A 21,920-nucleotide genomic window follows, 5' to 3' on the forward strand; every position below is an offset into this window, starting at 1 on the left:
TTTGATCAGCGGGTGATGTATTTGGCGCTGACGTATGGCGCGTAGTCCGGCAGCACGGCTTCAACCTTGCCTTGCTCCTTGAGGAACGCGGCGGTGTTGGTGATGGCCTGGGTGGTTGGGGCACCGAGGCTGACCACCTGGTCGGCGGCCAACGGGAATACGTTGCCTTGCAACAGCAATGGAATGTCGCTGGCCTTGGCGCCGGAGAGTTTCACCAGCTTGTCGATGTTCGATGCGTCGGCCAGCCAGGCTTGCGGGTCCTTGCGGTACTGGGCGTAGGCGTCCAGGGTGACCTTGGCGAAAGCCGTGACGATCTCGGGATGCTTCTGGGCAAAATCCTTGCGCACGATCCAGGCGTCGAAGGTTGGCGCGCCGAACTGGGCCAGTTCGGCGGAGGTGATCAGCACCTTGCCGTTTTCCTTGGCCACGCCCAGGGCCGGGTCCCAGACGTAGGTGGCGTCGATGTCGCCGCGCTTCCAGGCGGCGATGATGGCCGGTGGCGCGAGGTTGAGCACGGTGACTTTCGACGGGTCGATGTTCCAGTGTTTCAGCGCGGCGAGCAGGCTGTAATGACCGGTGGAAACAAACGGCACGGCGATTTTCTTGCCGATCAGGTCCTGCGGGGTCTTGATGCCGGAGCCATCACGGGCGACCAAGGCTTCGGCGGCGCCGATCTGGGTGGCGATGAGGAAGGTTTCCACCGGAACCTTGCGGGTGATGGCGGCGGTCAGCGGGCTGGAACCCAGGTAGCCGATCTGCACGTCGCCCGAGGCGATGGCGGCGATGATGTCGGCGCCGTTGTCGAATTTTCGCCAGTTGATCTTGGCCTGGGTGGCTTTCTCATAAGCGCCGTCGGCCTGGGCGACTTTGGCCGGGTCGACGGTGGTCTGATAGGCCACGGTCAGGTCGGCCGCTTGGGCGAAAAGGCTCGCCGCGGCCAGGGAAGCGGCCGCGAGAAGGCGAAGGGGGAAACGCAAAGACATGGGGAAGCTCCTCAACAGGCCGCCGGAGAGTCGGCGTTGGAGGAGACTAAATGATCTAAGAATGAGTAAATAAATAACTTTTTCGAATTAGCTTATCTGCGAACACATCTATCCAGGATGGCTGATAACCCCCGTGGCGAGGGAGCTTGCTCCCGCTCGGCTGCGTAGCGGCCGCAAGATGGGCCTGCTGCGCAGACCAGCGGGAGCAAGCTCCCTCGCCACGGAAGCGTCCTCGTCAAGGGGAGCTCAGTTACTGATCGCCAGGATGCTCGCCTGATACGAACCCACGAACACGTCGAAATCCCCCACCTCGTTCTGCTCCAGCTCGGTTTGCTGGACCAAGGACTGGCGAGCGGTTTCTTCGAACGCGACTTGCTCTTCGGTCGACAACGGTTCGGCGCGGAAGAACTTGGCGTGGGCCTTGCTCTGGCGCAGGGAGAACTGGGCGAAGCTTTCCTGGTGCTCGGCCATGGCGGCCAAGACCTTGGCGGACGGCGTCAGCGACGGGTCGCGGACTTTTGCCTGTTGCGCGTCGAGAGCCTGGCGATGGGCATCACCGCCTTGGCTCTGGTCAAGCAGGGCGGCCAGCGGAGCAATCTTTTCCAGCAATTCCATGGCCCAGGTTTGCATGTCCACCGATTGACCCTGGCGCTGCAATTGCAGGCCAGGCTTGCGGCCTTCCTTGACCACGGTCAGGAAGTTGCTCGTGGCGTTGCTGCACTCGTTGTTTTCCAGTTGCGGGCTGTCGTTGAGGCCGCAGTACAGCAGGAACGCATCGAGGAAGCGCGACTCGGTCAGGTCGATGCCCATCGGCAGGAACGGGTTGATGTCCAGGCAGCGCACTTCGACGTACTGGATCCCTCGGGCCATCAGCGCCTGGATCGGCCGCTCGCCGGTGTAGGTCACGCGCTTGGGGCGGATATTGGAGTAGTACTCGTTTTCGATCTGCAGAATGTTGGTATTGAGCTGCACCCATTCGCCGTTCTGGTGAGTACCGACTTCGACATAAGGCGCATAGGGCGTTGCGACGGCTTTGCGCAGGCTGTCGGTGTAGCTCGCCAGGTCGTTATAGCAAGGTGTCAGGCCGGCTTGGGCGTTGCTCTGGTAACCCAGGTCGCTCATGCGCAGGCTGGTGGCGTAGGGCAGGTACAAGGTGTCCGGGTCCAGTTGTTCCAACTGGTGCGGACGGCCGCGCAGGAAACCGACGTCCAGGGCCGGCGAGGCGCCGAACAGGTACATCAGCAGCCAGCTGTAGCGGCGGAAATTACGGATCAGCGCGATGTAGGCCGAGGACTGGAAGTCGCGGTCGCTCACGTCGCTGGCTTCGTCCTGGCGCAGCAGGGGCCAGAGCTTTTCCGGGAGGGAAAAGTTGTAGTGGATCCCGGCGATGCATTGCATGGTCTTGCCATAGCGCAGGGCCAGGCCCTTGCGGTAGACATATTTGAGTCGACCGATATTCGAGGTGCCGTAGTAGGCGATCGGAATGTCTTCCTCGGCCGGCAGCGGACACGGCATCGAAGGGCTCCACAGGTACTCGTCGCCGAGCTTGCTGTAGACAAACCGGTGGATCCTGTCGAGGCTGTGCAGGGTGTCGGCCGGGTTGGCCAGGGCTGGGGTGATGAACTCCAGCAGCGACTCGGAATAGTCAGTAGTGATCTGTTCGTTGGTCAGCGCCGAGCCCAGGGATTCGGGATGCGGGGTCTGCGCCAGGCGCCCGTCGCCCGTGACGCGCAGGCACTCACGTTCGATACCGTGCAGGCACTGCTCGAGCAGGGAGAGGTTGGCGCGCTCGCCGAGCAGGGCCAGGCGGCGGTTTAAAAGGTCGCTCAAGTTGAATTCCTTCACGCGTCAGTCGCCCCAATATGGGGGTGGGCAAGACGGTCTACAAGGGTGAAGTTGAAACTGGCGTTTTCGCCTGGTTTTTGTGCCAAAGGCCAGCCACCGCAACCCCACTGTGAGAGCGAGCTTGCTCGCGATGGCGGTATGTCCGTCAATTTTATATTGACTGGTCCATCGCTATCGCAAGCAGCTCGCTCCGACAACAGAGGTCGGCACGGCATTCATGGCGTCGAAATTACCCTAAATCGATGACAGCGAGCTATAGGACAGCGAACGTGCCTTGCGCTTTTGCGACCAGCTTGTCGCCCTGCATCACCTCGGCCTCGACCACCAGCGTGCGCCGGCCCGGGTGGATGACCCGGGCGGTGCACAGCACTTCGCCGTCGGACACGGCGCGAATGTAGTTGATCTTGCACTCGATGGTTGCGCTCTGCTGGTCGAAGCCATGGACGCTGGAGCAGGCCAGCCCCATGGCAATGTCAACCAGGCTGAACAGCGCCCCGCCGTGCAGCTTGCCACCGCGGTTGCGCAATGGCGGCTCAAGGCTCAGGGCGACTTGCGCCACCCCGTCACCGAGGCTCTGCAGACGGCAGCCGAGCAGCTTGAAAAACGCGCTCTCCACCAACCCGGCCGGCGCCTCCATCAGCGTTTCTTCAGTTGCTTGGCGTTGGCGAACAGCGAGGCCATGGCGTTATTCGCCGGGGCCGCGGTGGCAGTTTCCTTGCGCGGCGCGGTGTTCTGCGACTGGCGTGGCGCGGCGCCTGGACGGGCACCGCGGGCGCCGTCGATTTTCTCGCCCGGCGTGTCGCTCATGCGCATCGACAGGCCCACGCGTTTACGCGGGATGTCGACTTCCATGACCTTTACTTTCACCACATCACCGGCCTTCACGGCTTCGCGCGGGTCCTTGATGAATTTCTCCGACAAGGCCGAAATATGCACCAGGCCGTCCTGGTGCACGCCGATGTCGACGAACGCGCCGAAGTTGGTGACGTTGGTCACCACGCCTTCGAGGATCATGCCCGGTTGCAGGTCCTTGAGGTCTTCGACGCCTTCCTGGAATTCAGCGGTCTTGAACTCCGGACGTGGGTCGCGGCCCGGTTTCTCCAGCTCTTGGAGGATGTCGGTCACGGTGGGCAGGCCGAAGGTTTCGTCAGTGAATTTCTTCGGGTCCAGGCGCTTGAGAAACGCCGCGTCGCCGATCAGCGAGCGAATGTCGCGGTCGGTCTGGGCGGCGATGCGTTGCACCAGTGGATAGGCTTCCGGGTGAACTGCCGAGGAGTCGAGCGGGTTGTCACCATTCATGACGCGCAGGAAGCCGGCGGCCTGTTCGAAGGTTTTTTCACCCAGGCGCGGGACTTTTTTCAACGCGGCGCGGGTCTTGAACGCGCCGTGTTCGTCGCGGTGGGTGACGATGTTCTGCGCCAGCGTGGCGTTCAGGCCGGAGATGCGCGCCAGCAATGCTACCGAAGCGGTGTTCACGTCCACGCCCACGGCGTTCACGCAATCCTCCACCACGGCATCCAGGCCACGGGCCAGCTTCAATTGCGACACGTCATGCTGGTACTGGCCGACACCGATGGATTTCGGGTCGATCTTCACCAGTTCCGCCAGTGGGTCCTGCAGGCGACGGGCGATGGACACCGCGCCACGGATCGACACGTCCAGGTCCGGGAATTCCTTCGAGGCCAGTTCCGACGCCGAATAAACCGAAGCGCCGGCCTCGGAGACCATGACCTTGGTCATTTTCATGGCCGGGTATTTCTTGATCAGCTCGGCGGCCAGCTTGTCGGTCTCACGGCTGGCGGTGCCGTTGCCGATGGCGATCAGGTCCACCGAGTGCTTGGCGCACAGGGCGGCAAGGATAGCGATGGTCTGGTCCCACTTGTTATGCGGCACATGCGGGTAGACCGTGGCGTGGTCCAGCAGCTTGCCGGTGGAATCGACCACGGCCACCTTGCAGCCAGTGCGCAGGCCCGGGTCCAGGCCCAGCGTGGCACGCGGCCCGGCCGGTGCGGCCAGCAGCAGGTCGTGCAGGTTGTGGGCGAACACGTTGATCGCCTCGGTCTCGGCGTTGTCGCGCAGTTCGCCCAGCAGGTCGGTTTCCAGGTGGGTGTAGAGCTTGACCTTCCAGGTCCAGCGCACCACTTCGGCCAGCCACTTGTCGGCGGCGCGGTTCTGGTTCTGGATGCCGAACTGCTGGCCGATCATGCCTTCGCACGGGTGCATGGTGCCGGGCAATTCTTCGCCGACTTTCAGCGATGAGCTGAGGATGCCTTCGTTGCGACCGCGGAAAATTGCCAGGGCCCGGTGCGACGGTACGCTCTTGAGGGGCTCGTCGTGTTCGAAGTAATCGCGGAACTTGGCGCCTTCCTCTTCTTTGCCGGCGATGACGCGAGCACTCAGGATCGCCTCCTGCTTGAGGTAGTTGCGCAGTTTTTCCAGCAGGTTCGCGTCTTCGGCGAAGCGCTCCATGAGGATGTACTTGGCGCCTTCCAGCGCAGCCTTGATGTCCGCCACGCCTTTTTCGGCATCGACGAAACGCGCGGCTTCGGCTTCCGGCGCCAACGTGGGGTCGTTGAACAAGCCGTCGGCCAGTTCGCCGAGGCCGGCTTCCAGGGCAATCTGGCCCTTGGTGCGGCGTTTCTGCTTGTAAGGCAGGTACAAGTCTTCCAGGCGGGTCTTGGTATCGGCCAGCTTGATGTCGCGTTCCAGTTGCGGAGTCAGCTTGCCCTGCTCCTGGATGCTCGCCAGGATGCTGATGCGCCGTTCGTCGAGTTCTCGCAGGTAGCGCAGGCGCTCTTCCAGATGACGCAGCTGGGTGTCATCGAGGCTGCCGGTCACTTCCTTCCGGTAACGGGCGATGAAAGGCACCGTGGAGCCTTCATCGAGTAGCGCGACGGCCGCTTCGACCTGTTGCGGGCGTACGCCGAGTTCCTCGGCGATGCGGCTGTTGATGCTGTCCATAAAACCACCTGACAAATTGTGAATCAGGCCCGCCGCCACAGTAGGAGGGCGCGGCGAGGCTGGTTGAGCGGCCTGGCTTGCGTCGCTGCCGGGGGCAGGGGACGGCCAGTGACCCGCTGAATTCAAAAAGTGCTGCCTGGCCAGGGAGAACGGTGCGCCGGTATAACGATCCGGCATCCCCTGGCGCAAAAGGCCGCGCATTATAACCAGCGTTCCGCTGTTCGGGGGGGGCGTGACCTGCGGGATGGATGGGTGAGCTACTGAAGATAGAGGAAAAATCTGCTAACAATGCACTCGGTGCGTATAACGGCAGCTAAGCCATAATGCGCGCCAAGATCAAAGGAGCTTCCTATGAGCAGCACCGCACAAACTGCTGAAGGCGAAAAAATTCTGATTGTTGACGACGATCCGGGGCTGAGCAGCCTGCTGGAGCGCTTTTTCGTCAGCAAGGGCTATCGCGCCCGCACCGTACCGAACACCGAGCAAATGGACCGGCTGCTGGCCCGTGAGGTTTTCAACCTCGTGGTCCTCGACCTGATGCTGCCTGGCGAGGACGGCTTGACGGCCTGTCGCCGCCTGCGGGGCGCCAACAACCAGATCCCGATCATCATGCTCACCGCCAAGGGCGACGAACTGAGTCGTATCAAGGGCCTGGAGCTGGGCGCCGACGATTACCTGGCGAAGCCGTTCAATCCGGATGAGCTGATGGCCCGAGTCAAGGCTGTCCTGCGTCGCCAGTCGGCGCCGGTGCCGGGCGCACCGGGCAGCGAAGACGAGAGCGTGACCTTCGGCGACTATGAACTGTCGCTGGCCACCCGCGAGCTCAAGCGCGGCGATGAGATCCACATGCTCACCACTGGGGAGTTCGCCGTGCTCAAGGCCCTGGTGATGAACGCCCGCCAGCCGCTGACCCGGGACAAGCTGATGAACCTGGCCCGTGGCCGCGAATGGGATGCGCTGGAGCGCTCCATCGACGTGCAGATTTCCCGTTTGCGCCGGATGATCGAACCCGATCCTTCCAAGCCGCGTTATATCCAGACGGTCTGGGGCGTTGGCTACGTGTTCGTGCCGGATGGCGCTGCCGGCAAGTGATCGGCGATTTGTAGGAGCGCGCAGCCTGGCGGGTGAAAATCTTTCCAGGCGACTCGCGGTCCGTCATTGTGCGAGCATCGCTCGCTCCTGCAAGTATGTAGCGGTTACTCATGAAGACCCCCGTCTGGTTCCCCCAGAGCTTTTTCTCCCGCACCCTCTGGCTGGTGCTGATCGTCGTGCTGTTTTCCAAGGCGCTGACGCTGGTTTACCTGCTGATGAACGAAGACGTGCTGGTGGACCGCCAATACAGTCACGGCGTTGCCTTGACCCTGCGCGCCTATTGGGCAGCGGACGAAACCAATCGAGTCAAAATCGCCGAGGCGGCGACTTTGATCCGGGTGGTCGGCGCCGGTGTGCCTGAAGGTGAGCAGCATTGGCCATACAGCGAGATCTACCAGCGGCAGATGCAGGCCGAACTGGGCGCCGATACCGAAGTGCGGCTGCGCATGCATTCGCCGCCGGCCTTGTGGGTGCGTGCCCCGAGCCTTGGCGATGGGTGGCTGAAGGTTCCGCTGTACCCCCATCCGCTGCGCGGCCAGAAAATCTGGAACGTGCTGGGCTGGTTCCTGGCGATCGGCCTGTTGTCGACGGCTTCAGCGTGGATTTTCGTCAGCCAGCTCAACCAGCCACTCAAGCGCCTGGTCTATGCAGCCCGGCAACTGGGCCAGGGCCGCAGCGTGCGGTTGCCCGTCAGCGATACGCCCAGCGAGATGACCGAGGTGTACCGCGCCTTCAACCAGATGGCCGAGGATGTCGAGCAGGCCGGACGCGAGCGTGAGCTGATGCTCGCCGGCGTCTCCCATGACCTGCGCACGCCGCTGACGCGGTTGCGGCTGTCGCTGGAACTGATGGGCGAGCACACCGACCTGACCGACGAAATGGTCCGCGATATCGAAGACATGGACGCGATTCTCGATCAGTTCCTGGCGTTCATTCGCGACGGCCGTGACGAATCGGTAGAGGAGGTGGACCTCAGCGAGCTGGTACGGGAGGTGGCTGCGCCCTACAACCAGAACGAAGAGAAGGTCCACTTGCGCCTGGAGCCCATCCAGCCGTTTCCGCTGCGCCGCGTGTCGATGAAGCGCCTGTTGAACAACCTGATCGGTAACGCCCTCAACCATGCCGGCACGGGCGTTGAAGTCGCCGCCTATGTTTCCGGCGACACCAGCGCGCCTTATGTCGTCCTGAGCGTCATGGACCGCGGCGCCGGCATCGACCCAGCGGAGCTGGAAGCCATTTTCAACCCGTTCACCCGCGGTGATCGGGCTCGGGGAGGGAAGGGTACCGGGCTGGGCCTGGCCATCGTCAAGCGCATCGCCTCGATGCATGGCGGCAACGTCGAACTGCGCAATCGAGCTGGCGGCGGATTGGAGGCCCGGGTGCGGTTGCCGTTGGGCTTGATGCTGCCGCGGGATGCGGTATAGAAGCAGCTACGAGTTATAAGCTACAAGCTGCAAGCTGAAGCAGTTCGGCTTACAGCTTGCAGCTTGAGGCTCGCAGCTGCTTTTTTAGCCTTTGCCCTTGGTCCGGGTCATGTTCGGCCCGCCATTTTTTTCCAGGTGTTCGATGATGATCCCCGCCACGTTCTTGCTGGTGGTGGTCTCGATTCCTTCCAGGCCTGGCGAAGAATTGACCTCCATCACCAGCGGTCCGTGATTGGAGCGCAGGATATCCACGCCGGCCACCGCCAACCCCATGACCTTGGCCGCGCGCAGGGCAGTCATGCGTTCTTCCGGGGTGATCTTGATCAGGCTCGCGCTCCCGCCGCGATGCAGGTTGGAGCGAAACTCACCGGGTTTGGCCTGGCGTTTCATCGAGGCGATCACTTTATCGCCGACCACGAAGCAACGAATGTCCGCGCCACCGGCTTCCTTGATGTATTCCTGGACCATGATGTTCTGCTTGAGGCCCATGAACGCCTCGATCACCGATTCCGCCGCGGTTGCGGTCTCGCACAGCACGACACCGATCCCCTGGGTGCCCTCAAGCACCTTGATCACCAGCGGCGCGCCGTTGACCATCGCGATCAGGTCGGGGATGTCATCGGGAGAGTGGGCGAACCCGGTTACCGGCAAGCCGATGCCGCGTCGGGAGAGCAATTGCAACGAGCGCAGCTTGTCCCGGGAGCGAGCGATAGCGACAGACTCATTGAGCGGGAACACCCCCATCATTTCGAACTGCCGCAGCACTGCGCAGCCATAAAAAGTCACCGATGCGCCGATACGCGGGATCACCGCATCAAAGCCTTCCAGCGGTTTGCCGCGGTAGTGGATCTGCGGCTTGTGGCTGGCGATGTTCATGTAGGCGCGCAGGGTATCGATCACCACCATTTCATGGCCACGTTCGGTCCCTGCTTCAACCAGGCGACGAGTGGAATACAGGCGCGGATTGCGCGACAGCACAGCGATCTTCATGCAACACCTGTGGCAGAGGTAGTGGACACCGGAAATACCGGTTTGTCTTGAACGTATTTGATGCCTGGATTGACGACCAGCTGGCCGTCGATCAAGGCTTTGGAACCCAACAACAGGCGATACCGCATGGATTTACGACAGGCCAGGGTGAACTCCACCCGCCAGAACCGATCACCCAGCGCCAGCGTGGTGCTGATCACGTAGCGGACCTGGGCGTGGCCGTTGGAGCTCTTGATGGTCTTGCGCGCCACCAGCGGGGCTTCGCAGCGGCGGTGGCGCAGTTGCACCACCGTCCCCAGGTGTGCGGTGAAACGCACCCACTTCTCGCCATCGCGCTCGAATGGCTCGATATCGGTGGCGTGCAGGCTGGAGGTGCTGGCGCCGGTGTCGATTTTTGCCCGCAGGCCTGCGACTCCCAGATCCGGGAGCGCCACCCATTCGCGCAGACCGACGACGGTCAGATGGTCAAAAGTCTTCAATAAAAACAACCTGAAATTGGCGCATCGGATAGCGGGCTCCGCAATCGCGGTATTCACGCAGAATAATCACAAAATGGCGACAGTTATCTACGTACTTGTTTACAGGTGTAACCGATACCGGCGCATGCCAATGCAAGCGAGCGGTTCGGCGGGCATTCTATCCGTCGGAGCGGATTCGTGCGCCCGACAAAAACGGTAGTACAGTTCTGGCTATTGGTTGAAAAGAGGAATTGCAGTGACACAAAAAAGCGAAGAGGACGACAAGGTCCGTCTCGATAAATGGTTGTGGGCAGCGCGATTCTATAAGACCCGTGCCCTGGCCAAGGCCGCCATCGAAAGCGGCAAGGTTCACCATCGCGGTGAACGTTGCAAGCCTGGCAAAGAGCCACGTATCGGCGACGAATACGTCATTCGCGCCGGGTTCGATGAAAAAACCGTGGTGGTCGAAGCCCTGTCGATTGTGCGGCGCGGCGCGCCAGAGGCGCAGACACTCTATCGCGAGACCGACGCCAGCATCGCCAAGCGCGAAGCTGCGGCCGCACAACGCAAGGCCGGGGCCCTGGGCGTCAGCACCGATGGCAAGCCGAGCAAGAAGCAGCGTCGCGACCTGTTCAGGTTCCATGGCAGCAATAGCGAATAAAACATCGGCACACCGGTAACCCGTGGCGAGGGAGCAAGCTCCCTCGCCACGATGTGCCAGGCCTGCAAATCCAGATGAGCCCTTCCGGTCAGGCAAATCCTCACCTTGCTTGGAACCCACCCGGAATGCCCATAAAATGCCCGTCATCATTTGTCATCACCGCAGATACCAGACCCTATGACTGATTTACCGGATACCGACTACACCCAGCGTTTCATCTTCGATGACAGCGACGCCCGTGGCGAGCTGGTGGCGTTGGAGCGTAGCTATGCCGAAGTCCTTGCCAAGCACCCCTATCCGGAGCCGGTCGCGCAACTGCTAGGCGAACTGATGGCGGCGGCGGCATTGCTGGTGGGCACCCTGAAGTTCGATGGCTTGCTGATTCTCCAGGCGCGCTCCGACGGTCCGGTCCCCTTGCTGATGATCGAATGCTCCAGCGAGCGCGAGATTCGTGGCCTGGCCCGGTACCACGCCGAGCAGATCGGCGCCGACGCGACGCTGGCCGACATGATGCCAAACGGCGTGCTGGCCCTGACGGTCGATCCGAGTCATGGCCAGCGTTATCAGGGCATTGTCGATCTTGACGGCGCGACGCTGGCCGAATGCTTCACCAATTACTTCGTCATGTCCCAGCAGACCAACACCCGCTTCTGGCTGTACGCCGACGGGCGGCGCGCCCGTGGCCTGCTGTTGCAACAATTGCCCGCCGATCGCATTCGCGATTCGGAAGAGCGTGACGCCAGCTGGCAGCACGTCACCGCTCTGGCCAGCACCTTGAGCGCCGACGAGTTGCTGGGCCTGGACAACGAAACCATTCTGCATCGTCTCTACCACGAAGAGCAGGTGCGCCTGTTCGAGGGTCAGCCGTTGCGCTTCCAATGCAGTTGCTCCCGTGAACGATCCGGCAATGCGCTGGTCAGTCTGGGTCTGGAAGATGCGCAGCAACTGGTGATCGAGCATGGCGGCGCCATCGAGGTAGATTGCCAGTTTTGCAATGAGCGCTACCTGTTCGACGCGGCGGACATCGCACAATTGTTCGCCGGTGCGGGTGTCGACACACCGTCAGATACTCGTCACTAAAACGGTTCAGCGCAGGTAAATCTCCTGGCAAACGCCGGATTTACGCCGTACTGACGGGAGGGCCCTACTCTTTTTGGGCTTTTCTGGCATAATCCGGCCCACTTTTTTCGGGTAGTAGTGCGCGACTTCCTACTACAAAACGTTTGGAGCACTCGGCCACGGGCCGACGGGGAATCTCATGACGCAAGCCAATAACGCCGTGTATACCGATCTGAGTGTCGATGATCTGGTCAAAGAAGCCCTGAATCGCGGTGAAGGCGAGCTTGCCGATACTGGCGCGCTGGTTGTTCGTACCGGTCATCGTACCGGTCGCTCGCCAGTCGACCGTTTCATCGTGGAAGAGCCGACTACCCAGGACGCCATCGCCTGGGGCCCGATCAATCGCAAGTTCCCGGCCGACAAGTTCGACGCCCTGTGGAACCGCGTCGAGGCCTACCTGGGTGAGCGCGAGCGTTTTGTTTCCCACGTGCATGTAGGTTCCGATCCTGCGCACTACCTGCCGGTCAAGATGACCACCGAGACGGCCTGGCACAACCTGTTCGGTCGTTGCCTGTTCATCAATCCCGAGCAGTACAACGCCGGCGGCAAGGACGAGTGGCAGATCCTCAACGCGCCGAACTTCGTGTGCGAGCCTGAGCGCGACGGCACCAATTCCGACGGCACCGTGATCATCAACTTTGCTGCCAAGAAAGTGCTGATCGCTGGCATGCGCTACGCCGGCGAAATGAAAAAAGCCCTGTTCTCCGTGCAGAACTTCTTGCTCCCAGCAGTCGACGTGCTGCCGATGCACTGCGCCGCCAACATGGGCGAAGAAGGCGACGTGACCTTGTTCTTCGGTCTGTCGGGCACTGGCAAGACCACCCTGTCCGCCGACGAAAGCCGTTACCTGATCGGTGACGACGAGCACGGCTGGGGCGTGGGTGTGGTCTTCAACATCGAAGGCGGTTGCTATGCCAAGTGCATTGACCTGTCCGAGAAGAACGAGCCGGTCATCTGGAAAGCCATCCAGCACGGCGCCGTCCTGGAAAACGTGGTCCTGGACCCGGTCACCAAGAAAGCCGACTACGCCGACGACAGCCTGACCCAGAACAGCCGCGCCGCCTATCCGCGTGAGCTGATCGAAAAACGCGCGCCGAAAAACCTCGGTGGCGAGCCAAACGCCGTGATCTTCCTGACTTGCGACCTGACCGGCGTGCTGCCACCGGTGTCGATCCTCAGCGAAGAACAAGCCGCCTACCACTTCCTGTCCGGCTACACCGCACTGGTGGGTTCGACCGAAATGGGCTCGGGCAGCGGCATCAAGTCGACCTTCTCCACCTGCTTCGGCGCGCCGTTCTTCCCGCGCCCGGCCGGTGAATATGCAGAGCTGCTGATCAAGCGTATCCGTGGTTTCGGTTCCAAGGTCTACCTGGTCAACACCGGCTGGACTGGCGGCGGCTACGGCGTCGGCAAACGCTTCAACATCCCGACCACCCGTGCGGTGATCGCGGCGATCCAGAGCGGCGCGCTGATCGGTGCTGAAACCGAACACCTGGATATCATCAACCTGGACGTGCCGCTGGCTGTCCCAGGCGTCGAAACCGGCCTGCTGAACCCGCGCAACACCTGGGCCGACAAGGCTGCCTACGACGAAGCCGCCAAGGCACTGGCCGGTCTGTTCATCGAGAACTTCAAGAAGTTCGACGTGAGCGATGCGATCAAGGCGGCGGGTCCGCAGCTGTAAGGCTTGGTGATTGAATGAAAAAGCCGCCCTTTGAGGGCGGTTTTTTTTGTGGGCTATTTTTTCTCCACTTCTTGCGTATCCCATCGTTGCGCCTTGACTGCCTTGTAGAGCATGCCGATGGTCAGCGGCAGCTTGTCTCCCCGGCCCTTGGCCCTGCGTTTTTGAAACACATCAAAGCCTTCCGGTTGGAAGTAACGATAGGCGTCGTAGTCGACAAGGTCGATGACGAACCGCTCCTCCAGAGCTTCCATCAGGTGCCGGGCATCCGCGCCATCGCAGCCCAGATCGAAATTGACCGCAGTGTCCAGGCGAATGGTCTTGCGTTCCGGCAGGCCGAGTTCTTCGTGGAGTAATTCCATGAGCTGACGCATGGCGAGATCGTCGGGGAAGTCTGGGGCGAGGTGCATAGGGAAAATCCGGATGAATCGGGTGGACAATAATGCTGTGCGCCGTAGGGGTTGGAGGGAATGGTCCAAGTGAGTTTAATCACATCACCGGCGCACAGACCAAAAAAGCGGATAAGACGAGGGCGGTAGAACCATGAGCTTTGTTGTATTGGGATTTTATCCAGGTAAAGACAAATTGGTATTTGAACAGAGCATCGACCTGTCAGTAGATGACTTGGCGTCCGTGATGGAATGGGCTAACAGCATTGATTACCTCGGCGCTGACTTCAGGCTTTCAACGAAACAAATTATAGAAATCGAGCGCTTGGCGTCGCTGGTTTTCCCTGGAGATCTTGATCTGTACCTGACATCAGGCGAATAACCTGCGACCGCGTCGATGAGCGAGCGGAGTCGAGAAGAGTCATGAAGCGCCCGGTTTCATATCGCCCTGTGGTCATGCAAACGGGTAGGCAGGCTGTATCATCCGGTATCGTATTTACCCCGACCTTTTCTCGACTCGCTGCGCTGCCCGACTAGGCTTCTGGCACCACAGCAGTCAAAGGAGCGACCGCTTTATGCACGGCACCCTGGAACAGGTTTTCGGTTATCCACAGTTTCGCCCCGGTCAGGAAGCCACCATCCACGCGATTCTCGCCGGGCGGTCGGCGGCGGCTATTTTTCCTACCGGGTCCGGCAAGTCTCTTTGCTATCAGTTGTCTGCCCTGTTGTTGCCGCACCTGACCCTTGTGGTCTCGCCACTGCTGGCGCTGATGCAGGACCAGTTGGCGTTCTTGCATCGCCACGGTATCGCGGCGGCGAGTATCGATTCGGCCCAGAGTCGTGACGAAGCCAGCCACGCCATGGCGCGGGCCCGTTCGGGCGAGTTGAAGGTGCTGATGGTTTCGGTAGAGCGGCTGAAGAACGAGCGCTTTCGCAATTTCTTGCAGCAGGTACCGATTTCGTTGCTGGTGGTGGATGAGGCCCACTGCATTTCCGAGTGGGGCCACAACTTCCGCCCCGATTACCTCAAGCTTCCCGATTACCAGCGTCAATTCAACATTCCCCAGGTACTGCTGCTGACGGCCACCGCAACGCCCAAGGTTATCGGCGACATGCAGGCGAAGTTCGCTATCGTCGCCACCGATGTAGTGACGACCGGCTTCTACCGTCCCAACCTCAATTTGCTGGTGGAGCCCGTGCGTGGCGAGGACAAGCGGCACAGGCTGGTGCAATGGCTGGGCGAGCGCGCCGGGCAGCCGAGCATCGTCTATGTCACCTTGCAGCGAACCGCCGAACAGATTGCCGGGGAGCTGAGCCAGCACGGAATCGGTGCCGAGGCTTATCACGCCGGCTTACCCCATGAGCAGCGCGAAGCCATCCAACGGCGATTCATGGGCGGGCAGTCCAATTGCATCGTTGCAACGATCGCGTTCGGCATGGGGATCGACAAGAGCGATATCCGTAACGTCGTACATTTCGATCTGCCCAAGTCCATCGAGAACTACAGCCAGGAAATCGGTCGAGCGGGACGGGATGGGCAGCCGTCCGATTGCCTGGTACTGGCCAACCGGGACAGCCTCAACATTCTGGAAAATTTCGTCTATGGCGATACGCCGGAGCTTTCCGGCATCCGGTGCGTGCTTGATGAGCTGAAGACTGCCCGCCGCGACGGGCAATGGGAATTCCTGCTGGGACCATTGGCTGATCAGAGCAATATCCGGCAACTGCCGCTCAAAACGCTGCTGGTCCAACTGGAGCTGCGTGGGCTGGTTGCGCCGCGCTATGCCTATTACGCCGAGTACCGCTTCAAGTTCCTGACCGAGCCGCAGGCACTGCTGGAGCGCTTTGAGGGCGAGCGAAGGGACTTTGTCTCGGCCATCATCCAAACCTCCAGTCGGGCCCGTACCTGGGCTACGGTGAATTTTGAGGGGATGTACCAGCAGTACCACGCGGATCGAAGTCGAGTGGTCAGGGCGCTGGATTATTTCCAGGAGAAAGGCTGGATCGAGCTGGAAAGCAAGCAGATGACCGAGGTCTACAGCGTTCTCGACGCCGATTTCGATTCAGGGCTGTTAAGTGCCGAGCTGCACGCTGATTTTACTCGGCATGAGGAAACCGAGATTGCGCGGATCCATGCCATGCTCGAATTGTTCGCCACGGACCGCTGCCTCGGTTATAGATTGGCGGAGTATTTCGGAGATGAAAACGCGCCGCGACAGTGCGGCCACTGCTCGGTATGCCATGGGCATGTCGCTCGATTGCCGGAACCACCGCCGCTGCCATCCCTTGTGGATAAAAATTTCGAAAGTCTGTGCGACGACTTTATCCACAAGCATGAGCAGCATACGGGCGACGTGCCTTCCGTCGAGCGGCTGACCCGATTCTTCTGCGGCATCAGCGTACCGCTGTTCACCAAGCTGAAGGCGCGAACGATTCACGGATATGCCGCTCTGGAGCAGTATCCGTACGCCGAAGTTCGCCACTGGGCCCAGGCACACCTGTGAGCTGCATCCATCCGCTGAATGCCCGGCATCACACGAATAAATTTCAAAAATATCCGCCGGCTGACTAAGGTGAACGCTGTCTTTGGATCACCAACAAGAGAGCAGACATGAGCCAGACATCCTTTGATATCCAGCGCGCCGCGGTGGTCGGGGCGGGCACCATGGGGCGAGGCATCGTGATGTGCCTGGCCAATGCCGGCGTTACGGTGCAGTGGGTCGACAATAATCCGCAAATGCTTGAGCAGGCGCTGGCGGCGGTGGCCGACACCTATGCCCATAACGTACGCCAGGGCCGTATTGAGCAAGGCGAAGCCGATGCGCGCATCGCCCGAATAGCTCGGGCGGACGACTACGCGGCAATTCGCAATGTGGATCTGGTCATCGAAGCGGTCTACGAGAACCTTGAACTCAAGCAGAAGATCTTCCGCGAGCTGGACGGCATGCTCAAGCCCGAGGCAATCCTGGCAAGCAACACCTCGGCGCTGGACATCGATGCGATTGCCGCCGCCACGCGCAGGCCGACCCAGGTGCTGGGCCTGCATTTCTTCAGCCCGGCGCACATCATGAAATTGCTCGAAATCGTTCGTGGCGCGCAAACCTCCCGGCCGGCGCTGGATGCCGCCCTGGCGCTGGGCAAACGCATGGGCAAGGTGAGCGTGGTTTCGGGCAATTGCCACGGGTTTATCGGCAACCGGATGCTTCATCCCTATGTGCTGGAGGCGCGCAAGATGCTGCTGGAGGGAGCGTTTCCCCATCAGGTCGATGCCGCGCTGCAGGGTTTCGGCTTTGCCATGGGGCCGTTCCGCATGTATGACGTGGTTGGGATCGACCTGGAATGGCGCGCGCGCGAGCTGGCGGGTAAAGGTCAGGATGCGCCCGAAGTGCAAGTGGACAACCGCCTGTGCGAGATGGGGCGGTTCGGCCAGAAGAGTGGTAACGGGTACTACCACTATGAGCCGGGCAGCCGCCAGGCTGAGCAGGATGTCGAGGTCGACGCGCTGGTGCTGCGGGTCAGTGAGGAGCTGGGGTTTCAGCGCCGCGAAATAGCTGCCGAGGAGATTCTGGAGCGCTGCTTGCTGGCATTGGTCAACGAAGGTGCGAAGATCCTCCAGGAGGGCATTGCCGAGTCTTCCCGCGATATCGACCTGGTTTATCTCAATGGCTATGGCTTCCCGGCGGACAAGGGCGGTCCGATGGCCTGGGCGGATCAGCAGGGCCTCGAAGACATCCACGCACGGTTGCTGGAGCTCGAGACGAAGCAGGGGGACCAATGGAAGCCTGCCCGTCTGATTGGCGAGCTGGCTGCGCAAGGCAAGAGCTTCTCGCAGCGATAGTATCTGCACCCTGCACAACGCCTCAGATAGCCTGACCAAGGACAAGTGATGCCCCAACGCGCCGAGTATCTGCATTTCCAGCCAGTGACTACACGCTGGCATGACAACGATGTGTACGGTCACGTCAATAACGTCACCTACTACAGCTTTTTCGATACAGCGGTGAATACCTATCTGATCGAGACCGGCGGCCTGGATATCCATGAGGGGGAGGTGGTGGGCTTCGTCGTGAGTTCAGCCTGCGATTATTTTGCCTCGATCGCTTTCCCGGACCGGATCGAAATCGGCCTGCGAGTCGGGAAGCTGGGCAATAGTTCGGTGCAGTATGAGCTGGCGGTGTTCAAGGCGGGTGAGGAGGAGGCCTGTGCGGCGGGGCGTTTCGTGCATGTATTCGTAGACCGGACGTCGAATCGGCCAGTGGCGATTCCCGATCGGCTACGCGGGGCGCTGGAGCGGTTGGTGGCCTGAAAACGAAAATCGCAGCCTTCGGTCAGTCTCTGCGAGAAGGGCCGAAGGCTGCGATCATTCAACGGTCTGGATCAAGCCAGCCGTCAATCGTCGTGATAGCGATGTTTGTGCTTATGCTTGCGATGGCCGTAGGCATGGCCGCGACCCGGGTGGCCGTCACGGTAGTAGCGGCGATCACCACGGCGACCTTCATAACGGTCGTCATCGTCGTCCTTGCCCATGTAGTTACCCAATGCGCCACCGGCGCCACCGCCCGCTGCGGCACCGATCAGGCTACCCGTGCTGCCGCCCACGCTGCGGCCAACCACGTTGCCGCCGGCTGCGCCCAGCGCGCCGCCGATAGCCGCTTCGCCGCGGCTGCGTTTATCGGCACCGACCGCACTGCCACCTGCGCCGCCCAGGGCCGCGCCGATAGTGGAACCGGTGTTGCCGCCCAGGGACTGGCCGACGACCGAACCCAAAACCCCGCCCAATGCGCCGCCTACACCTGCTTCGGCGGTACCGCCGGCAGATGCGACGCCACTGATCAGGCCAAGGGACAACAAGAGAATGGAGGAGAACTTCATAGAGGAGCCTCAAAGGGATGACGGCGCGATCCTGAGGCTGGCTTCGCTTGGTTACAATCGAAATCCGACGAGTAACACGACTTGTGCACAATTCTCTAAGTTACTGTTTTTTGGGCGGAACTTAACGTTATTTCGCCGGTCTTTAGCTACTTCGGACAGGCCGTTTTTTTGAAAAACGGCCTTTTTTGTGCCCGTTGGAAAAGTGCCCGAGGGGCCAGAATCACCCCTCGGAACTGCTTCAGGCCGACTTGGCCATGATCAACCCGTTCTCGCTTGCGGCCTCCAGGCGGATAGCCACGAACTTCGAGGTCGGGGTGTGGCTGCCGTCGCCGGTGCTTTCCAGCGGCACCAGCGGGTTCACTTCAGGGTAATAGGCGGCAGCCTGTCCGGCCGGGATATCAAAGGCCAACAGGGTAAAGCCCTTGACCCGGCGCTCGCGGCCGTCATCCCAGAGCGAGACGATGTCTGCCTTCTGCCCTGGCTTGAAGCCCAGGCGGATGATGTCCGCTTCGTTGACGAACAACACGTCACGTTGGCCCTTCACGCCACGATAGCGATCATCGAGGCCATAGATCGTGGTGTTGTACTGGTCATGCGAGCGCATGGATTGCAGGATCAGGTCCGGCAATTGGCCTGTAGCCCGGGTGCGTTCGTGGATCAGGTCGGTCGGCAACAGGTTGGGCTTGAAGTTGGCGCGGCCCGAAGGCGTGTTCCAGCGACGTGCCCCCGCGCTGTTACCCAAGTAGAAGCCGCCGGGGTTCTTGAGTTTTTCGTTGAAGTCCTTGAAGCCAGGGATGGTCTCGGCGATCAGGTCGCGGATGCGGCTGTAATCGGCCACCAGCCAGTTCCAATCCACCGGGCGGCTGCCCAGGGTGGCGGCGGCGATGCCGGCAATGATCCACGGCTCGGAGCGCATCTGGTCCGACAGTGGCTGCAGTTGGCCGTTCGAAGCGTGGACCATGCTGAAGGAGTCCTCCACCGTCACCGCCTGCGGGCCATCGGCTTGCAGGTCAATGTCAGTCCGGCCCAGGCAGGGCAGGATCAACGCTTCCTTGCCATGGGCCAGGTGGCTGCGGTTGAGCTTGGTGCTGATCTGTACCGTCAGGTCGCAATTGCCCAGCGCCTGGAAGGTCCGGTGGCTGTCCGGCGTAGCCTGGGCGAAGTTGCCGCCCAGGGCGATGAACACCTTGGCCCGGCCCTCGGCCATGGCGTGGATCGCCTCGACCACGTTGTGGCCGTTTTCACGCGGTACCTTGAACTGGAAGCGCCGTTCCAGAGCGTCGAGGAATGCAACGGGCGGGCGCTCGTTGATTCCCATGGTCCGGTCGCCTTGCACGTTACTGTGGCCACGCACCGGGCACAGGCCGGCGCCTGGCTTGCCAATGTTGCCGCGCAGCATCATCAGGTTGGCGATTTCCTGGATCGTCGCCACCGAATGGCGGTGCTGGGTGATACCCATCGCCCAGCACATGATCACGTTCTTGGCCTTGGCGTACATGCGCGCCGCTTGTTCGATTTCGGCGAGCGTCAACCCGGATTGCTCGGCGATCTGCTCCCAAGGGGTGTCGTCGACCACCGCCAGGTAATCCAGGACGTTGGCGCTGTGCTCGTTGAGGAACGCATGATCGAATACCGCAGGGGCGCCGCTGTTCTGCGCGTCACGTTCCCATTGCAGCAGGAACTTCGCCATGCCCCGCAGAACGGCCATGTCGCCGCCCAGAGCTGGGCGGAAATACGCGGTGTTGGTGGGTTTGTCGCCGTTGGTGAGCATTTCCAGCGGGTGTTGCGGATGTTGGAAGCGCTCCAGGCCACGCTCTTTCAGCGGGTTGATACACACCACTTGGGCGCCGCGCTTCACGGCTTCGCGCAGAGGTTCGAGCATCCGCGGGTGGTTGGTGCCGGGGTTCTGGCCCCAGACGAAAATCGCGTCGGCATGCTCGAAGTCGTCAAAGGTTACCGTGCCCTTGCCCACCCCGACACTTTGGGACAGGGCCACGCCGCTGGCCTCATGGCACATGTTCGAGCAGTCAGGGAAATTGTTGGTGCCATAGGCGCGCACGAACAGCTGGTACAAATAAGCCGCTTCATTGCTCGCGCGGCCCGAGGTGTAGAACTCGGCCTGGCTCGGGCTGGAAAGCCCTTGCAAGTGTTTGCCGATCATCGCGAACGCGGCTTCCCAACTGATGGGCTTGTAGCGGTCGGTTTGCGCGTCGTAGCTCATAGGCTCCGTCAGGCGGCCCTGGTATTCGAGCCAGTAGTCGCTCTGCTCCAGCAACGACGTCACGCTGTGCTTGGCGAAAAAAGCCGCGTCGACACGACGCTTGGTCGCTTCCCAGTTCACCGCCTTGGCGCCGTTCTCGCAGAACTTGACCATGCCGCTTTCCGGCGAGTCACCCCAGGCGCAGCCAGGGCAGTCGAAACCGCCGTTCTGGTTGGTCTTGAGCATCATGCGAATGTTTTTCAGCGCGTTATCGCTGGTCAGCCAGGCCTGGGCGACGCTGATCAGCGCGCCCCAACCACCGGCCGGGCCCTTGTAAGGCTTGTAGCGCGGTGTGGGTTTCTGGTTGGCTTGTTGATGATTGCTCACGCTTGATTCTCCATCGCAGGGCTGTAGACCCGCGGCGCACTTTTTTGCGGCAGGTGGATGAGGTTGAGGTTGTGTTGGCGAGCCCACTGCACGGCGAGGCCCGTGGGCGACGACAGGCTGACCAGCGTCTGGATGCCCGCACGCAATACTTTTTGAATCAATTCGAGGCTGCAGCGGCTGGTGACGATCGCCAGGCCCCCGGCTATCGGGATCTGCTGCCGGATCAGCGCACCGATCAATTTATCGAGGGCGTTGTGGCGACCGATGTCTTCGCGGCCCAGCAGCAGTTCACCCTGGTCATTCATGAACAGCGCCGCGTGTACCGCGCCGCAGTGCTGGCCCAGGGGTTGGAACTGGCCGATGCGCTGGCGCAGGCCGTCAAGCCATTGCGCCGGTGGCAGCGGTGCGCCCGGCAGCATCTTGAGGTTGGGCAGCGCCTGCTCCACCGCCTCCACCCCGCACAGCCCGCAACCGCTGGTGCCGGCCAGTTGCCGGCGTTGTTGCTTGAGGTTCCAGAAGGCGCGGTTGGCAATGGTGACCTGGGCATATTGCGCGGAACCGGCTCCGCTCAGTTGCAGGTCATAGATATCCGCCGGGTCTTCGATGATGCCGCTGCCGAGGCTGAAGCCGACGATAAAATCTTCCAGGTCAGTGGGCGTGACCAACATTACCGCTTGGCTGATGCCGTTATAGGCAATCGCCAACGCCACTTCCTCGGCCAGCGCGGCGCTGTCCGATTGCGAGTGGTCCAGGTTGCAGTAGCGATAGCTCTGGCTGGCGGCTGGCTTGGAGGCTTCCAAGGCAGGCGCAGGACAGACCGGAGGCTTGTCGTTCATGGGCATCACTGAGAGTAGGAAT

At 61.3% G+C, this 21,920-nt stretch carries 19 protein-coding genes; 9 read left to right on the forward strand and 10 right to left on the reverse strand.

What is annotated here, in order from left to right; translation table 11 throughout:
- Window positions 1–5 precede the first annotated feature (5 nt).
- From tauA to M1E16_RS01250, 4 genes are all read right to left on the reverse strand, one after another.
- A complete protein-coding gene (gene tauA, locus M1E16_RS01235) occupies window positions 6–983 on the reverse strand; it encodes a taurine ABC transporter substrate-binding protein (RefSeq protein ID WP_434626565.1) in 978 nt (325 codons plus the stop codon).
- Between the two features lie 246 nt (window positions 984–1,229).
- Entirely contained in the window at window positions 1,230–2,813 is a 1,584-nt protein-coding gene (gene gshA, locus M1E16_RS01240) for a glutamate--cysteine ligase (protein WP_458129005.1), read from the reverse strand.
- Window positions 2,814–3,081: 268 nt separating this feature from the next.
- Window positions 3,082–3,465 carry a PaaI family thioesterase gene (locus M1E16_RS01245; protein WP_305497532.1) on the reverse strand — a complete coding sequence of 128 codons (384 nt, stop codon included), beginning with the start codon at window positions 3,463–3,465 and terminating at the stop codon, window positions 3,082–3,084.
- The gene (locus tag M1E16_RS01250; protein WP_434570350.1) at window positions 3,465–5,789 is read right to left on the reverse strand and encodes a Tex family protein; all 2,325 of its coding nucleotides are present in this window, start codon (window positions 5,787–5,789) and stop codon (window positions 3,465–3,467) included. The genes M1E16_RS01245 and M1E16_RS01250 overlap by 1 nt, the downstream gene beginning before the upstream one ends.
- Before the next feature lie 351 nt (window positions 5,790–6,140).
- On the opposite strand from M1E16_RS01250, the gene ompR reads away from it, so the two are divergent.
- On the forward strand, window positions 6,141–6,881 hold the full coding sequence (gene ompR, locus M1E16_RS01255; RefSeq protein WP_039592639.1) for an osmolarity response regulator transcription factor OmpR: 741 nt from the start codon (window positions 6,141–6,143) through the stop codon (window positions 6,879–6,881).
- A gap of 110 nt (window positions 6,882–6,991) precedes the next feature.
- Window positions 6,992–8,305 carry an ATP-binding protein gene (locus M1E16_RS01260; protein WP_434570347.1) on the forward strand — a complete coding sequence of 438 codons (1,314 nt, stop codon included), beginning with the start codon at window positions 6,992–6,994 and terminating at the stop codon, window positions 8,303–8,305.
- A gap of 84 nt (window positions 8,306–8,389) precedes the next feature.
- On the opposite strand, the gene rimK is transcribed toward M1E16_RS01260, so the two are convergent.
- On the reverse strand, window positions 8,390–9,295 hold the full coding sequence (gene rimK / locus M1E16_RS01265) for a 30S ribosomal protein S6--L-glutamate ligase (protein WP_003196697.1): 906 nt from the start codon (window positions 9,293–9,295) through the stop codon (window positions 8,390–8,392).
- Window positions 9,292–9,774, reverse strand: a complete 483-nt coding sequence (gene rimB, locus M1E16_RS01270) for a retropepsin-like aspartic endopeptidase RimB (protein WP_458129006.1) — start codon at window positions 9,772–9,774, stop codon at window positions 9,292–9,294. Before rimB ends, rimK begins: the two co-directional genes overlap by 4 nt.
- A gap of 235 nt (window positions 9,775–10,009) precedes the next feature.
- Between rimB and M1E16_RS01275 the strand changes: the two genes are divergently transcribed.
- From M1E16_RS01275 to M1E16_RS01285, 3 genes are all read left to right on the forward strand, one after another.
- Window positions 10,010–10,414: an RNA-binding S4 domain-containing protein gene (locus M1E16_RS01275; protein ID WP_434570345.1), complete on the forward strand. Its 405-nt coding sequence runs from the start codon at window positions 10,010–10,012 to the stop codon at window positions 10,412–10,414.
- A 177-nt stretch (window positions 10,415–10,591) separates the two neighbouring features.
- On the forward strand, window positions 10,592–11,494 hold the full coding sequence (gene hslO / locus M1E16_RS01280; protein ID WP_434654132.1) for an Hsp33 family molecular chaperone HslO: 903 nt from the start codon (window positions 10,592–10,594) through the stop codon (window positions 11,492–11,494).
- Window positions 11,495–11,672: 178 nt separating this feature from the next.
- The gene (locus M1E16_RS01285) at window positions 11,673–13,217 is read left to right on the forward strand and encodes a phosphoenolpyruvate carboxykinase (protein ID WP_092253286.1); all 1,545 of its coding nucleotides are present in this window, start codon (window positions 11,673–11,675) and stop codon (window positions 13,215–13,217) included.
- A gap of 53 nt (window positions 13,218–13,270) precedes the next feature.
- Here the strand turns inward: M1E16_RS01285 and M1E16_RS01290 are convergent, their stop codons facing one another.
- Window positions 13,271–13,624, reverse strand: coding sequence for a DUF1493 family protein (locus tag M1E16_RS01290; protein ID WP_458129007.1), 354 nt, complete (start codon window positions 13,622–13,624; stop codon window positions 13,271–13,273).
- A gap of 133 nt (window positions 13,625–13,757) precedes the next feature.
- Here M1E16_RS01290 and M1E16_RS01295 point away from each other — a divergent pair, with 133 nt between their 5' ends.
- The 4 genes from M1E16_RS01295 (at window position 13,758) to M1E16_RS01310 (ending at window position 17,909) form a co-directional block, all read left to right on the forward strand.
- Window positions 13,758–13,985, forward strand: coding sequence for a hypothetical protein (locus tag M1E16_RS01295; RefSeq protein ID WP_434654128.1), 228 nt, complete (start codon window positions 13,758–13,760; stop codon window positions 13,983–13,985).
- 193 nt (window positions 13,986–14,178) lie between these two features.
- Window positions 14,179–16,107 carry a RecQ family ATP-dependent DNA helicase gene (locus M1E16_RS01300; RefSeq protein ID WP_458129008.1) on the forward strand — a complete coding sequence of 643 codons (1,929 nt, stop codon included), beginning with the start codon at window positions 14,179–14,181 and terminating at the stop codon, window positions 16,105–16,107.
- A gap of 107 nt (window positions 16,108–16,214) precedes the next feature.
- Window positions 16,215–17,441 (forward strand): 3-hydroxyacyl-CoA dehydrogenase NAD-binding domain-containing protein, encoded by a 1,227-nt coding sequence (locus tag M1E16_RS01305; RefSeq protein ID WP_458129009.1) that lies wholly within the window; start codon window positions 16,215–16,217, stop codon window positions 17,439–17,441.
- Between the two features lie 48 nt (window positions 17,442–17,489).
- Window positions 17,490–17,909 carry an acyl-CoA thioesterase gene (locus tag M1E16_RS01310; protein ID WP_458129010.1) on the forward strand — a complete coding sequence of 140 codons (420 nt, stop codon included), beginning with the start codon at window positions 17,490–17,492 and terminating at the stop codon, window positions 17,907–17,909.
- An 83-nt stretch (window positions 17,910–17,992) separates the two neighbouring features.
- Here M1E16_RS01310 and M1E16_RS01315 read toward each other — a convergent pair whose 3' ends face one another.
- From M1E16_RS01315 to fdhD, 3 genes are all read right to left on the reverse strand, one after another.
- Entirely contained in the window at window positions 17,993–18,475 is a 483-nt protein-coding gene (locus tag M1E16_RS01315; protein ID WP_305497521.1) for a glycine zipper domain-containing protein, read from the reverse strand.
- Window positions 18,476–18,713: 238 nt separating this feature from the next.
- Window positions 18,714–21,062, reverse strand: coding sequence for an FdhF/YdeP family oxidoreductase (locus M1E16_RS01320; protein WP_434696185.1), 2,349 nt, complete (start codon window positions 21,060–21,062; stop codon window positions 18,714–18,716).
- On the reverse strand, window positions 21,059–21,898 hold the full coding sequence (gene fdhD, locus M1E16_RS01325; RefSeq protein ID WP_305497519.1) for a formate dehydrogenase accessory sulfurtransferase FdhD: 840 nt from the start codon (window positions 21,896–21,898) through the stop codon (window positions 21,059–21,061). The genes M1E16_RS01320 and fdhD overlap by 4 nt, the downstream gene beginning before the upstream one ends.
- Window positions 21,899–21,920 lie beyond the last annotated feature (22 nt).

It is taken from the genome of Pseudomonas sp. Z2-11 (assembly GCF_054161305.1).